This window comes from Pleomorphochaeta naphthae (assembly GCF_055396005.1).
This window is the reverse complement of the sequence record NZ_AP042457.1, coordinates 1685192-1699900: the sequence shown is the minus strand read 5'-3', so window position 1 is coordinate 1699900 and position 14709 is coordinate 1685192. Positions and strand designations below refer to the sequence as shown.

Here is a 14709-nt window from a genome sequence, read left to right as displayed (position 1 = left end):
ATTATGACAAATAATATTTCAAAAACACTTCAAGATTATCTAAAAATAATTTTGATTGAAGCTCAATTTAATCCTAAAGGTTATGTTTCTATGGGAAAGTTAGCAGAAAAAATGGGGTTAACTGCTGGAACCGTAACTACAATGATTAAAAGATTTTCTAAAGATGGTTGGATTGAATATAAACCAAGAGTAGGCTGTTGCTTAAGTGAAAAAGGTAGTGTGGAAGCTGTTAAACTACTTTATAAACATAGAGTATTAGAATATTTTTTAGAGAATACGTTAAAGATGAATTGGCAAGATGTTCATAAAGAAGCTGAACATTTAGAGCATGAATTATCTGATAAAGTATTACAATACTTAGATAAGTTTTTAGATTATCCAAAAGAGGATCCACACAATCAACCAATTTTTAGAAATATTGGTGAATTTAAGAATTATTATTCACAAAGTTTTTATACACTGGATTGTGCAGAAAGCGATAATGAATATGTTGTTGAAAAAATAATAAATAATGAAGATAGTGAATTTAGATCATATTTAGTAGCTAATAATTTTCTTCCAGGTAGTGTTTTTAAAGTAGTCTCTAAATCAGTACCTGGTGGTTGGATTGAAGTTAAGTCATCTAAAAGTAAAAGTGTACATTTTAGTTTTGAAATAGGTAAAAAAATTATAATTAAATCACTCAAATAAGCTTCATCTTTAATAATATATTGAGACAGTATTAATTAAAAAAACTATACATTTTAGAAATTTAATAAATGTGTAGTTTTTATTTACTCCATTTTTAATATTTAATCTGTCAAATAAAATATAAAAGTAGTTTATGCAATATATTTCATTGACGAGTGAAAAATAAACATTTACCATTAGTATAGTTCTTTTGTTTAAAGATTTTTGGTTAATGGAAAATTTGAACCTATAATATTGAATAAATTCAATATAAAGTTCGTTGTGTAAAATTATGAATATTTATCTAAAAATAGATAGTAAACATTTTCTCACATATAATTGTAATTGTTTTTATAGCACTTTTCTTTTTTAGCAAGTTCTAATCATATTGATTTCACCGTAGAAAATTAAGATAAATTATTATTACATCGAATTTATTATTTTTAAAATATAAGGAGAAATTAATTTTGAATGTTAATAAAAAGATAGAAGAAGATCTTTATAACTATATAATAAAATTGTCTAAGGGTGAGAAAACAAAAGAGTTGTTTGAAAAATATAGAGCATCTCTAGAATGTTGTACTCCTTTAGAAGTTAATTCTGCAATAGATAGATATATAGAGACTGATAATGATTTTAATCAAATAGAAAAAACTGTAGCTAAGTTTATTAGAGCTTGTGAGAGAGGTTTAGATTCTAGTGAAAAAATTGATTCAAATATCCCATTCATCTCTTTATTAATTGAAGAGAACTCTTGCTTAGAAAAATATAAAGAAAACACTAGTATAATATATAAAGAATTTATTAATGATTATAAAAAAACAGAAAAGATAGATGAAAAAAAACTTTATATATTAAGAGATAAATTGTTAGGATATAAAAATATTAAGCCTCATTATCTAAAGCTTCAAAATTCACTTTTCCCTGCTTTAGAGAAGACAAATGTGAATATGAACTGTCTTAAATTAATGTGGCACATTCAAGATGACATTATGGATGCTTTAAAGTATCTTTTGAAAATTATAGATGAAAAACCATTTGATTTTATTAAATTTAATAAAATATATGGTGATATGTTCTTAAAGATTGGAAAACTATTATATAGAGAGCAACATATCTTATATCCCTTAGCTGTTGATATAATCCCACAGGAAGAATTTACTCACCTGTTAAATGATGTTGATATGTTAGGTACAGCCTTTGATGTTAAATTAAAAGATTATTATAGAGGTAAAAATATGTCAGAAATTATTAATAATAACAATGAGAGAAAAGAAGAATTAAATAGAATAATAAAGGTATTAAACGAGAGTGAAGATCACAGCTTTGCTAAAAAAGAAATCAAAAAAGATTTTAAGAAGTTGCTTGATAATTTAAGTCCCGAAGAAATAGCTGAGGCAGAGCAAGCTCTTATAGCTGAAGGAGTTCCTGTTGAAGAGGTTCAAAAGTTATGCGAACTTCATGTGGATACCTTCCATGATGCTTTAAAAAATGCCTCAAAACGTTCTGAAAATGGAAGTGAAAAAATAAGCGGACATCCAATTGCTAATTATAGAAGTGAAAATAAAGAATTAAAATCACAAATTGCAAAATTTAAAAAGTCATATAAAAGTTTAAAAAGAACAAAAGATTTTAAAGCTTTTGATAAAGCTCTAGAGAATATTTCCCAAATTGATATTCATTATACTAGAAAAGAAAACCAACTCTTTCCATATTTAGAAGATGTTGATTTTACTGGTCCATCTAAGGTTATGTGGGGTAAACATGATGAAATAAGAGCTGTTTTTAAAGAACTTAAAACTGCTTCAAGTGAAAAAAATGTAAATAAGTGTATTTCTCTCTCAAAAGATCTTATTCCCAAGTTAAAGAGAATGGTATTCATGGAAGAAAAAATACTTTTTCCAACAGCTTTAAGAAAATTGCCTGAATCAGTTTGGGGTGAAATTAGAAAAGGAGAAAACGAAATTGGTTTTGCTTGGATAAAACCAGGAAACCTTTGGGCTCCTGAACTATCTGCTCATAATCCTATACAATCAAAACCAATTGTTACTAAAAGTGATGATAATTTAATTGATTTAAGTGTCGGAAAATTAACGGCTTCTCAAATTAATTTAATGTTAACAAATCTTCCTATTGATATAACATTTGTTGATGAGAATGATAAAGTAAGATATTTTAGCCAAGGTAAGGAGAGAATATTCCCTCGTTCACCTGGAATTATAGGACGAGATGTACAGAATTGTCATCCTCCAAAAAGTGTTCATATTGTTCAAAAAATAGTAGAAGATTTTAAATCTGGAAAACGTGATGTGGCAGAGTTTTGGATTCAAATGAAGGGCTCTTTTATTCATATCCGTTATTTTCCTTTATTTGAGGGAAATACATATAAGGGAGTTATTGAAGTGAGCCAGGAAGTCTCTAGTATTAGAGCTCTTGAAGGAGAGAAGCGTTTGTTAGATGAAGAATAAATAAAAAGTAAGATTTATGAAAACTATATAAAAAACCTCCAAATGAAATATATAAGGGATTATATATTTAGTAATGGAGGTTTTTATTCAACAATTTTAAGTTTTATTTTTTAGTATTTTTTAAAGCAACCTTAATATTTCCGTAAATTAATAAAATTAATAATACTAATAATATTAGAGCAATCGGTCTAATTAAGATATAAGATATAATATTTAAATCTTTAGCAGTAGCAATTATTATTGATTGTCTAAGATTTTTTTCGGCCATTCCTCCTAAAATCATTCCTAACACACTTGGAGCAATAGGTACATCCAATCTCTTGAAAATTAAACCGATTATTCCAAAACATATTGCGATTAAAATGTCAAAAAGACTGTTTCTCGCACTATAGGCCCCAATAATGGAAAATATTAGTACTGCTGGAATTATATATTTAGTATTCACTTTGAGTATTTTTGAAAATAATTTAACCCCTGAAAATCCTAATACAATCATGAGTATACAACTTATTAGAAGACCAAACATCATTGTATAAACAACATCGCCATGTTCAACAAAAAGTTTAGGTCCAGGAATTAAACCATGTATTGTTATTGCACCAAAGATTATTGCTGAGGTTGCTGATCCTGGTATTCCTAAGCTAAGTAGGGGAACAAAGGAACCACCTACAGCAGCATTATTTGCACTCTCTGGAGCTACTATTCCATCTATACTTCCTTTTCCAAATAACTCTGATTCTTTTGAAGTTCTTCTTGCTTCCCCATAAGCAATAAAAGATGCAATAGCTCCACCAGTTCCAGGTAAAATTCCAATTAATGTTCCTAAAATTGAAGATTTTAATATTATTTTCCATCTACTTAAAGTTTCTTTAACTGCTTTTAAAGGATTAAATTTACTAACTTCATTTGTTGTTACATTTTCTAAATTGGATTTTTCATAAAGTAAATTTAACATTTCAGAAATTGCAAAGAATCCTACACTAACTGGGATTAAACTTAGACCAGATTGAAGATTCATCGATTCAAAAGTAAAACGATAATTACAACTAGTGTTATCCATTCCAACAGTAGAAAGTATTAGACCAAAGGCAACTGCGAAGAATCCTTTATAAACATTACTTCCCATTAATGCACCTACTACAGCAAGTCCTGAAAGACAAACTAAAAATAATTCTGGTGGACCGAATTTTAAGGCAACTTTTGCAAGTATTGGTGTGAATAACATCATAATAAGTACACCAAAAAAACCACCAAATCCACTTGATAAGACTGAATAAGTTAGAGCCTCGCTACTTTTTCCCTGTCTAGCTAAAGGATTTCCATTCATAGCTGTACAAGCAGCTTCTCCAGTCCCTGGACAATTTAATAAAATAGCTGATATAGAACCACCATAAGTTGATCCCATATATAAGCCACCTAGCATTAGTAGCCCAAGACCTGGTGATAAACTATATGTTATTGGTAGTAGCAAAGCTACACCAACAACACCGTTTAAACCAGGCATAGCCCCAAATACTATTCCTAGTCCAACTCCAATAATATTTAGTAATAATGCAAAAGGGCTAAAAGAAGTACCAAGCGCATTTAAAATAATATTCATTGACTATGCCTCCACCTTGTTTTTAATTAAACATAGTAGGATTTTCATCCACTAATGCTTTCATTGCTTCATAGTTATTATCTAATCTTTCTTTAACTTGAGTTTGATCTAAGAATCTATAAATCTCATTCATATTAGTCATTTTAGCTTGGAAAGCTTCATCTGTTACTTTTCTGAGTGTTTCAGTAATTTTATCCTTAACTTCTTGAGGAGTACCCTTTGGAGCAACAATTACTCTATATGTTTCAGAATCGATATCATAACCATTTTCTTTCATGGTTGGAACATCTGGGATTACAGATAATCTTTCACCAGCAAATGTTGCTAATGTAGAAATTCCTTGACCTTCAACTTGAGCAATAAATTTTTTATCCAAAATAGCACAGTCAACGTGACCACCTAGAAGGGCATTAAGGCTATCTCCACCTCCACCTTGCATAACAGTAGTAATATCTATACCTGCAGCTTTTTCAAACATTGCTGCTTCAGCAACGTGAGTTTTACCAGATACAGATACAGTTATGTTTCCAGGATTTGCTTTAGCATAAGAAATAAAATCTTCTAAAGTTTTAAAGCCAGTTTTGTCATTTGATAATAAAACATTTGCTGTTGTGTTAATTGCACCAAGATACTCAAAGGAATCATAGTCATAAGAAACATTTTCACCAGTTAATAGAACAAGAATATGGTCTAAGTTTGAAAGTGCACCAATTGTATAACCATCAGGTTTTGCAGAAGATAGAGAAGTTAAACCCACTTGTCCAGCTCCACCACTTTTATTATTTACAATTATTTTTTGTCCTAATTCAGGTTCCATAGCAGCTGTTAAAAGTCTCATTAGTGAGTCAGTTCCACCACCTGCTGAATAAGGAACGATAAATTGAATTCCTTTTTGAGGATATTCATTTGCTGATTCTGTTGTTCCATTTGCAAATACTACCATACTTGCAAATACCATTAATAAAGTTACAAAGAAAGTCTTTTTCATATGTAATTCTCCTTTTTATTTATATTAGAATTCCAGTTGGAGTAACCAACTGTAGAATGACGGCAAACCCTATATAAGCTATGATTGCTAATGTAAGGGAATAAATTAATGCAATTTTAAATTTTTTGCTTCTACTATTATCTTGAACTACTAGCATTAAGACAAAAGATAGAGTAAATAAAGTAAAATAAAATCCGAGTATTTCAATTAAGAAATAGGCAATGAATAATAAAAAAATAACAAGTAATTCTTTTTTCTTAATAATAATATCATCCAATGTTTTACTATTCTCTAAATTTTTTAAATAATTAATGAATTGTCCTATACAAGCCGATAGTGCAATTACTAAACTTACAAGTGGCAAGATACGACTTTCTGGAACATCTATTGAAATAATTTCAATTACAAGAATTAGAGAAAAAATAAGCATTAAAAAAGTTGATACTAAACTATCGGCATTTTTTGCCTTATTTTTTTTAACCATTTTACACTCCTTTTTTTAAATAAGTACGGTTGAAAATTCTTTGAGAGCTTCTTTTGTAATTTCAATCCCAATTCCAGGCTTATCGTTAAAGTAATATCTACCATTTTTAACAATTTCTTTTGGAGTAGATAAAATGTCTCTATTTTCTAAAGCCATAAATGGGAATTCTAAAGGAAGTGTCCTCTCTCCTATAGTTGATAAATGTGCACTGTGAGCAGTAGCAATTAGTCCATTTGGATTATGTAACGTTGCAAAAAGTCCTAAGCCTTCAATTGCTGGAATTAAATTTCTAACAACACTTGGACCTCCAACATATTTCATATCAGGCATTAATACTTCATATAATTCCGTATTCGCTACTTTAAAAAAGCTTGACATATCATATAGCTCTTCACCAGTAGCCCATCTTATTTCTGGATGTCTATTTTTTATATTTTTAAAATTTTTAGTAAAATTTTCAGCAATAGGATCTTCAAGCCAATAAGGAGTTCCTTGTTTTTTAAGTAATACTAACATTTTTTCTAAATCAGAAGTCCTAAATCTTTGATGGCAATCAATGGCGACATTATCTATTGAAGTTACATCTAATAAAGCTTCTAATCTGTCCATACCAAGTTTTATATTAGTATCAAAAATTTCTGGGGACACTTCATCAAAAGGCGTTGCTTTTAATAAAGAAAATCCTGCATTTAAAGCTTTTTTTGCATTATCTGCTAATTTTTGAGGGGATCTTTGCTTTCTTATAGCTTTATTTAAGTTTGCATATAATTTAATGCTGTCGGTTTTATCGCTTCCATATAATTGGTAAAGAGGTAAATTTAATTTTTTAGCTTTAATATCCCAAAGACATTGGTCAATTCCACTTATAGCAGTAGAATAGATTTTCATATTCCTTGTTGTAGGATAGCTCCACATTTTAAGGGCTCTCATACATTGATTTATATTAGTTGGATCTTTTCCAACTAAGTGTTTTTCAAATTTAGAAATAAGGTTTGCAACTCCTAAATCATCAGGGCTTCCTGTTACTTCACCCCATCCCGCAATGCCCTCGTCAGTCATAATTGTTAAAATAACCCATAAGTCATTTTCAAAAGTCATTTTGTAAGTAGTTATTTTTTCTATTTTCATCTATTCTACCTTAAGCCTATTAAAATTGTATTCAAATGTTGATTCTATAATTGATATTGTTTCTTTTGCATTTCTCGTGATTATTGAATTATATATATTAGTATGATTAGAAATTGCTCTAACGAAATTGTCAGTAGTAACTTTTGCCATTTCAGTAAAATATTTAATAAAAACATCCTTACAACCTCTAAAGACATTTACAAAAAGAGGGTTTCTTGATCCTTTTATTATGGCATAGTGAAATTTGTAATCAGCTTGAATATATTTTTCTACATCACCATTACAAGTTTTCATTTGAACAAGTGCGTCATGTAAGAGTTGAAAGTCTTCGTCAGTTCCTCTTTCACACATTAATTTAATGCTTGAAAATTCTAATACTTGACGCAATTCGACAATATATTTGTATTCATTTCTACTTAAATCAATTTTATCTATTGTATTTGTTAAAATGTTGTCAAATCTGTGATTGGAAATAACAAAAGAACCTTTGCCAGCTCTAGTAGCTATAACATTTTGTGCTCTAAGTTTTTGTATTGCACTTCTTACACTAACTCTACTTACTTGTAACATTTTGCTCAGTTCATTTTCAGAAGGTATTTTATCTCCAATTTTCCATTTACCACTTTCAATTTTTTCTAGTAAATTTTCATAGATTTCATCAGACAAAGATTTGTTAGAATCAAATTCAATTGACATTAATTTTTTACCTCCTGTGTTACCAGTACTACCTGTATTACAAGTTATAATAATCTATGAATTATAATATTGTCAATAAAAAGTTTTATTTTTTTTCAGCTATTACATTTAGAGAGAAAGTTTTTAAACTTTTAGTAAAGTTTATATTTGAAGAGATAATTTTTTTAATTTACTTATAGTAGATTTTAGATAAAAAAATATTGAATCATTTTCTAATTTCCATTTTATAATTTATTTATTTTTGTTATTATTAGTTGTATAATTAAAAAATAATTATTTAATTAATAAAAAACTTAAATACTACAAAATCAATATAGTTTATATTGTAGTTTTTTTATTTTGATAGTAGCCTAGTCATACTATTCTAATTTTTGTGAGGGGAGAATATGTTTAAACATAGTGTTGTTTATAATTCTATTAAGGAAAAAATAGTAATAGGTGGATGGTACGAAGGAATGTTAATACCTTCAGAATCTCAATTATGTGAGATGTACAATGTATCCAGAATTACGATAAGAAGAGCTTTAAAAGAATTAGAATACAGTGGATTTGTGAAAAGGATTCAGGGAAAAGGAACCTTTGTTAAAGTTAATAACCAAGATGCAATTGAAGTTAGTACATCAAGTGATAGTGATGATGCAATAACTTATGAAATTATCGAATGTAAAAATGTGGCAGCAGATAGTGTTGTAGCTAGAAAATTACAAATTGGTGACTATGAAAATGTTTTATATTTAAGAAGAATAAGATATCGAGGAAATAAAGCTGAAGCTTTTATTGAAACTTGGTGTACTTCTTTGACTGCAAATCAAATTAAAAATTATGATTTGACTACTGAGAAAATATTAACTGTGCTTTCTGATATTAAAAACGAATTAATACAATCTTCATTTGTTACTGTTGCACCAATAATACCTGAGGATTGGATTTGTAAAATTATTAATGTCGAATTAGCTTCTGCGCAAGCTTTGTTATCAAGAGTATCAACTAATTCTAATGATGAACCTTGTGAATACACTAGAGCAATTGTTAATTCTGATGATATAGAGTTTGCAATTAGTTCGTGGGTAAAAAAAGATAGTTACAAAGGGCTTTGATTTAATTACTATTTAAAACTATATTTTACAATTTTAGACAGATTTGAGCTTTCATTTTTATCTTTAAAATAGCTGTTTTAAAGTTAGTTTATAAATCTTTTAATAATAATAAATTAAAAGATATTTTTGTTATGGAAAAATAATTTGTTGTTTTTTTTATAAAATTTGTAAATCCTTATTACTAATTACTTCATTATTTTAAGTTGTTAAAAGATTATTTATTTTTCACAAAAACTGACTTGTTTGATGAAAAAAATGCAGTTACTTATTTCTTTTTCATTATATTTACTTGAAATTGTATTGATTCTCAGTTATGCTATTTTTGACAATTTGTAAAATATTGTAAGTAAAGGGAATATTATGGAAAAAACTATAATCACTATGTCGAATCAAGCAGCTCAAAAGTATGGAAATAGAGCATATACCACAAAGAAAATTGATGGGAAATGGATTCCCTGCTCATTTGAAGATGCAAAAACTATTACTGATAATATAGCAGCAAGTTTATTAAAAAGAAAATTTAAAGCACAAGATAAAGTTTCAATATTAAGTGAGGGCTCTAGCGAGTGGGTAAACATAGAGCTTGCAGTTATTAAAGCTCGTGGAATAAGTGTTCCTTTATCAATTAAATTAACAGGAGCTGAAATTGCTTTTAGGGTAAATCATAGTGAATCTACAATGATTGCGGTATCTCATAATACAATAGAGAAAGTCGTTGATGCTTTTTCTGATTTTGACCATAAAGTGATTCTTATCTATCTAAATGATGAAGATGATAGAATTAGTGAAATTGCTAGTAAAATGAATTGGAAGAAAAATGAAGATTTTCTTATTTATAATGACTTAATTGAAGATGGAAAAGCAATTTTACAAAAAAATACGGATATAGTTGAAAAATCTGTAAGCAAAATTAAAGAAAATGATGTAATTAATATTTGTTATACAAGTGGAACAACAGGAAACCCTAAAGGAATTATGTTAACTCATCTAAATTATTGGGCAAATAGTCATGACGCTGTTAAATTATTTGAACTTCCTGATGCGACATTTGAGACTTTGATTGTGTTACCTGTTGATCATTCGTTTGCCCATACTGTTGGAATTTATACTGCATTTTTGAGAGGTATTACTCTTCATTTTGTAGATTCTGGTAAAACAAATGCATCCATTATTAGAAATTTCCCTAAAAATCTTAAAGAAGTAAATCCTATATTTATGATGACAGTTCCGTCTATAAGTGGTAGTTTCATGAAAAAAATGAGACAAGAAATTCATAAAAAGGGTGGTATAGTTGAAAAAATATTTAATAGTGGGCTTAAAGCTGGTATTTTAAGAAATGGTGATGGCTATAATAAACCTAAAGGTTTTATTAGAGTAAAAACTTTCTTTCCATATTTCTTGGCAAATAAATTAATTTTCAAAAAACTTAGAGCTGTCTTTGGTTCAAGAATAAAATATTGTGTTGGTGGTGGTGCTTTATTAGAAGCTAAACAACAACATTTTTTTGCTGCTATTGGTGCACCAATTTATCAAGGTTATGGACTAACAGAAGCTGCTCCTATAATAAGTAGTAATAGTCCTAAGAGCTATAAATTTGGAACAAGTGGGAGAGTTGCTCCTTCTATTAAGTGTAAAATAATTAAAGATGATGGAACTGAAGCAAAAGTAAACGAAAAAGGTGAAATCGTTATTAAGGGCGATAATGTAATGAAAGGTTACTTTAAAAACGAAGAAGCCTCCAAAGAAGTTCTAAGAGATGGTTGGTTATATACTGGTGATTTAGGTTATTTTGATGAAGATGGGTTCTTAGTTGTAACAGGTAGGGCTAAAGCACTCTTGATTAGTAAAGAAGGTGAAAAATATTCTCCAGAAGAAGTTGAAGAAGTTATGTATAATAATGTAGATATCATAAATCAACTTTTAGTTTATAATGATCACAAACCTTCAACAACAGCTTTAGTAACTCTTCAAGAAGATAATGTAAAAGCTTTGATAAAAGAAAATTCTATAACTAATGCTAAAGATGCTTATACTTTAATAATCAATACAATTAAGTCATATGAAGAAAAAGCTTCAAGCATTCCAGTTATGTGGCATCCTGCTAGATTTGCAATAATCGAAAAACCTTTTAGTGAAGCAGATGGTTTAGTGAACTCAACAATGAAATTAGTTAGATACAAAACTATAGAATTCTATAAAGAAAGACTTGATTTATTATATAGTGATCCTGATAAAAACCGAGATAAAAATTTAGAAATTATTGAGAAATTATTTTTCTAATTTAACTTTAAATTAGTTGAAAAAGAACTAGCTTTGCCTAGTTCTTTTTTTATGGCTAATTATATATATTTTTGTTTCATACATTAAATAAAATTTGTTATAATGATTATTAATTTAAGACAAGTTTTTATTCATTTGTGTATTAAATAAAAAAATACTTTTATAATTTATAATAAATTAGCTAGTTTTTACTATGTTTTTGTTTAGTATTAGTTAACTTTATAAAAAGTTTTCAATAAAAAATAATAGTTTTAGTAACTTAATGGTGTTTTTTATACTTTAATATTGTAGAATGTATTTGTTATTAAAAATCTTTTTTAGATATTAAGGATTTTATTAATATTTTATTTTGTGCAAAGTAAAATTAGAGACATTTTTTTGGAGGAAAAAATATGAAAAAGAAAACAATAAGTTTAGTAATACTTTTATCTATAATTTTTTTGTTATCCTCTTGTGATGTTACAACTTTATTAGATACTTTCAAAGGCAACGTTTATGAAGATGTGTTTGATGTAGACCTAGTTGGTGATTCAGCTCAAGAGGCTGCAGATAATGTATCTCAATCTTTAGTTCCAGTTTTAAATGATGAGAATGAGCCCGTACTTCCTACACAAACAGATGAAGAGAAGGAAGAATTAAAATCAACTGTAGCAAAAGCTATTTCTAGCGAAAGTTCATCTGATGCTTTTTTTGATAGTCTTGAAGAAGAGGCTAGTGAAGAGCAAGGAACTGCTGCAAAAAATACAGCTGATGATGTTAATGAAAAATTAGATGGTTTAAAAGATTTAGACTTAGACGATAATGATCTTGAAGCTCAAATTGATGAATTAGTAGATGCGTTAATGTTAGATTTACCTGATAATCCAACTCAAGCTGATGTATTAAATGTTCAACTTGCAAACAATCTTGTAAATAGTTTGTCTGATGCTTTGGATTTAATTGATGATGAAGATGCTAGTGATGATGACATTATAGATGGATTTTTAGATGTAATTAGTGATGCTGCTTTTATGTTAAATGTAGCTAAAGCACAAGGTTCAACTTCAGATCTAATAAATAGTCTTGATTTTTCACAGTTAATGGATTTGTTCGCAGATGATTCTGGATCTAGTTCTGATTCTGATCAAACTACATCTTTTAATTCTGAGGCAGTTGATACTTTAAATGCGTTTAGATCTACTGTGGATTTAGTTTTAGAAAATATATTAGGTATTGATCCTGAAAATGTAAACGAAGGAATGGATTCAGATATATTAGATGCTGCAATTGATAATTATAAATTGCAATACAGTGCATTTAATTCTTTCTTGGCTGTTACTAAATATAACACTACAGGGATTGAGTATGAGATAACTCAAGATGATCTTGATGAATTTGCTGGAATTCCAGGTGTAATATCATATACAATTGCAACTGCATTAGTAAATGTAGATACAGTTTTTGAAGAATTAAAACCAGAGGATGAAAATTATGATACTATCAAGGAAATTGTTGATGCATTAATTGGTGCAAATACTAGTTTGGTATATCCCGATGAATATACTGAAGATATGGAATTTTTTTTACCAGAGGATTTAGTTTCTATTGGCCAAGACTTCCAAGGAAATTCTGATGATATTTCTGATGTATTAGAAGATTTAGGGTTAGAAGAAAAAGCTAAGGTATTTATAGACAATGCTATATATTTAGTAGAACTTACAGTTTCAAACCCTGATGATAATTTATTATTACAAGCTTTATTGGAATTCCACAGTTCATTGACACCTGAAGGAGAGGAGGACTAGTTTTATGAAAAATATTAAAAAAATAATTTTAAGTATAACGATATGTGGTATATTAGTTTCAACCTCGGCTTTTGCTGATCCCGATCCAGCTTTACTATCTACAGATACTCTTAAGGTTCGATCCACTGCGTTTGAACCAACAAGTAGTCATAGATTATCAATGGGCGGAGCTGGTTTAGGCCTAGCCGGTTATTATGATAGCTATTTATATAACCCAGCAAATATTACAAAAGATGGATTTAAAATTGTATTTCCATCATTAACAGTAACTGTTAATAATGTTTATGATTTAATGGTTCCAGATAGTGGAGATGATATTATTACTATAGCTCAAAGACTAGGTAGTGATGATAATGCTCCAATTGATATGGGAACATTAATCTTGAAATCTATTCCATACGGTTATGGTGAAATAATGACATTGGATACTAATGTTGGTTTTAAAACACGAGGCTTTGGTCTAGATTTAGCTGTACAAGAAAAGCTTAGAAGTTATAACAGTAGTGGAAACTATAGTGAGGCTTCAGCAATAAGTGAAACAACTGTAGCAGCTACTATGGCTTTAGGTTTCAATGTTCCATTGGGAAAGAATTTCTCAATTGATTTAGGAGCTAAAGGTGCCTTTAATTATAAAGTTTACTCAATTGCAATGGGCTTTGATGAAGTAATAGACTTGATGAGTGGCTCAGATGATATGGGTACTACTTTGATGGAAACTATTCCTTTTGCTAGTGGATATGCTCTTCCATTTGCTGTTGGTGTTAATTTGAATCTACCTTTAGGCTTTACTCTTAGTGGAGTTGGTAGAAACTTCAATGGTAATTATAATATGACAGGATATACAAACCTTAAGAGCTTAATAAATAATGATGAGACTATTGTTGCATTTGCTGGAGAAAATTCTTTAGGAACTGATAATTCAACGGCACCTAGTTTATCAGACAGTTTTGAAGTTGAAATACCTTGGAGCTTAGATATTGGTTTAGCTTTTGCACCTTCAACTCCTTTAGATGGAATGTTTAAACCATCTATCGCAATTGATTTTATTGATAGTTACTCTCTAATTGAAGATTTAATTAATCAAGATAAGACGACTGCAGAATTACAAAGTGCAGCATTAACTTCATTAAATGTAGGAGCTCAAGTAAGGCTCTTTAGTTTAATGGATGTTAGAGCAGGGCTTAGCCAAGGATATAAAAGTGTAGGCGTAGGTTTAGATTTATTAGTAATCCATCTAGATGCTGCTTATTATTGGAAAGAATATGGTGATATCCTAGGACAAAGTCCTTCAGATTCGCTTAGTGTTAAATTCTCTTTGTTAAGTAGATAACATAACACATAATTATTAATGAAAATGCTCTTTGACTATACGTTGAGGAGCATTTTTGTATTATTTGGTATAGGCGATATGTAAAAAATGTGTTATTCTGATAACAAATTATAGATTTCAACAACAATTTGTATAAAAATCATATACATTATCACAATTTGATGTTATATTGTTATTATTTTGTG

11 protein-coding genes are annotated in these 14709 nt (G+C 28.8%); 6 read left to right on the top strand and 5 right to left on the bottom strand.

All coding sequences use genetic code 11. From position 1 onward, the window contains the following. Nucleotides 1-3 precede the first annotated feature (3 nt). Nucleotides 4-690 carry a metal-dependent transcriptional regulator gene (locus ACZ5SO_RS07740; RefSeq protein WP_464627799.1) on the top strand — a complete coding sequence of 229 codons (687 nt, stop codon included), beginning with the start codon at nucleotides 4-6 and terminating at the stop codon, nucleotides 688-690. A gap of 446 nt (nucleotides 691-1136) precedes the next feature. Continuing rightward, nucleotides 1137-3137, top strand: coding sequence for a DUF438 domain-containing protein (locus tag ACZ5SO_RS07735; RefSeq protein WP_464627798.1), 2001 nt, complete (start codon nucleotides 1137-1139; stop codon nucleotides 3135-3137). A 103-nt stretch (nucleotides 3138-3240) separates the two neighbouring features. Here ACZ5SO_RS07735 and ACZ5SO_RS07730 read toward each other — a convergent pair whose 3' ends face one another. Genes ACZ5SO_RS07730 through ACZ5SO_RS07710 form a run of 5 tightly spaced genes read right to left on the bottom strand, consistent with a single transcriptional unit; the run spans nucleotide 3241 to nucleotide 8033 of the window. Beyond that, entirely contained in the window at nucleotides 3241-4737 is a 1497-nt protein-coding gene (locus ACZ5SO_RS07730; protein WP_464627797.1) for a tripartite tricarboxylate transporter permease, read from the bottom strand. A gap of 22 nt (nucleotides 4738-4759) precedes the next feature. Further along, on the bottom strand, nucleotides 4760-5725 hold the full coding sequence (locus ACZ5SO_RS07725) for a tripartite tricarboxylate transporter substrate binding protein (protein ID WP_464627796.1): 966 nt from the start codon (nucleotides 5723-5725) through the stop codon (nucleotides 4760-4762). A gap of 19 nt (nucleotides 5726-5744) precedes the next feature. Next, complete coding sequence (locus ACZ5SO_RS07720; protein WP_464627795.1) at nucleotides 5745-6209, bottom strand: tripartite tricarboxylate transporter TctB family protein; 465 nt, start codon at nucleotides 6207-6209, stop codon at nucleotides 5745-5747. A 15-nt stretch (nucleotides 6210-6224) separates the two neighbouring features. Then, nucleotides 6225-7337, bottom strand: a complete 1113-nt coding sequence (locus ACZ5SO_RS07715) for a mandelate racemase/muconate lactonizing enzyme family protein (RefSeq protein WP_464627794.1) — start codon at nucleotides 7335-7337, stop codon at nucleotides 6225-6227. After that, nucleotides 7338-8033: a FadR/GntR family transcriptional regulator gene (locus tag ACZ5SO_RS07710; protein ID WP_464627793.1), complete on the bottom strand. Its 696-nt coding sequence runs from the start codon at nucleotides 8031-8033 to the stop codon at nucleotides 7338-7340. A 386-nt stretch (nucleotides 8034-8419) separates the two neighbouring features. Between ACZ5SO_RS07710 and ACZ5SO_RS07705 the strand changes: the two genes are divergently transcribed. From ACZ5SO_RS07705 to ACZ5SO_RS07690, 4 genes are all read left to right on the top strand, one after another. Beyond that, complete coding sequence (locus tag ACZ5SO_RS07705; RefSeq protein ID WP_464627792.1) at nucleotides 8420-9130, top strand: GntR family transcriptional regulator; 711 nt, start codon at nucleotides 8420-8422, stop codon at nucleotides 9128-9130. Between the two features lie 360 nt (nucleotides 9131-9490). Beyond that, the gene (locus ACZ5SO_RS07700) at nucleotides 9491-11410 is read left to right on the top strand and encodes an AMP-dependent synthetase/ligase (protein ID WP_464627791.1); all 1920 of its coding nucleotides are present in this window, start codon (nucleotides 9491-9493) and stop codon (nucleotides 11408-11410) included. Between the two features lie 392 nt (nucleotides 11411-11802). Then, entirely contained in the window at nucleotides 11803-13194 is a 1392-nt protein-coding gene (locus tag ACZ5SO_RS07695; RefSeq protein ID WP_464627790.1) for a hypothetical protein, read from the top strand. 4 nt (nucleotides 13195-13198) lie between these two features. Further along, a complete protein-coding gene (locus tag ACZ5SO_RS07690; protein ID WP_464627789.1) occupies nucleotides 13199-14524 on the top strand; it encodes a hypothetical protein in 1326 nt (441 codons plus the stop codon). Nucleotides 14525-14709 lie beyond the last annotated feature (185 nt).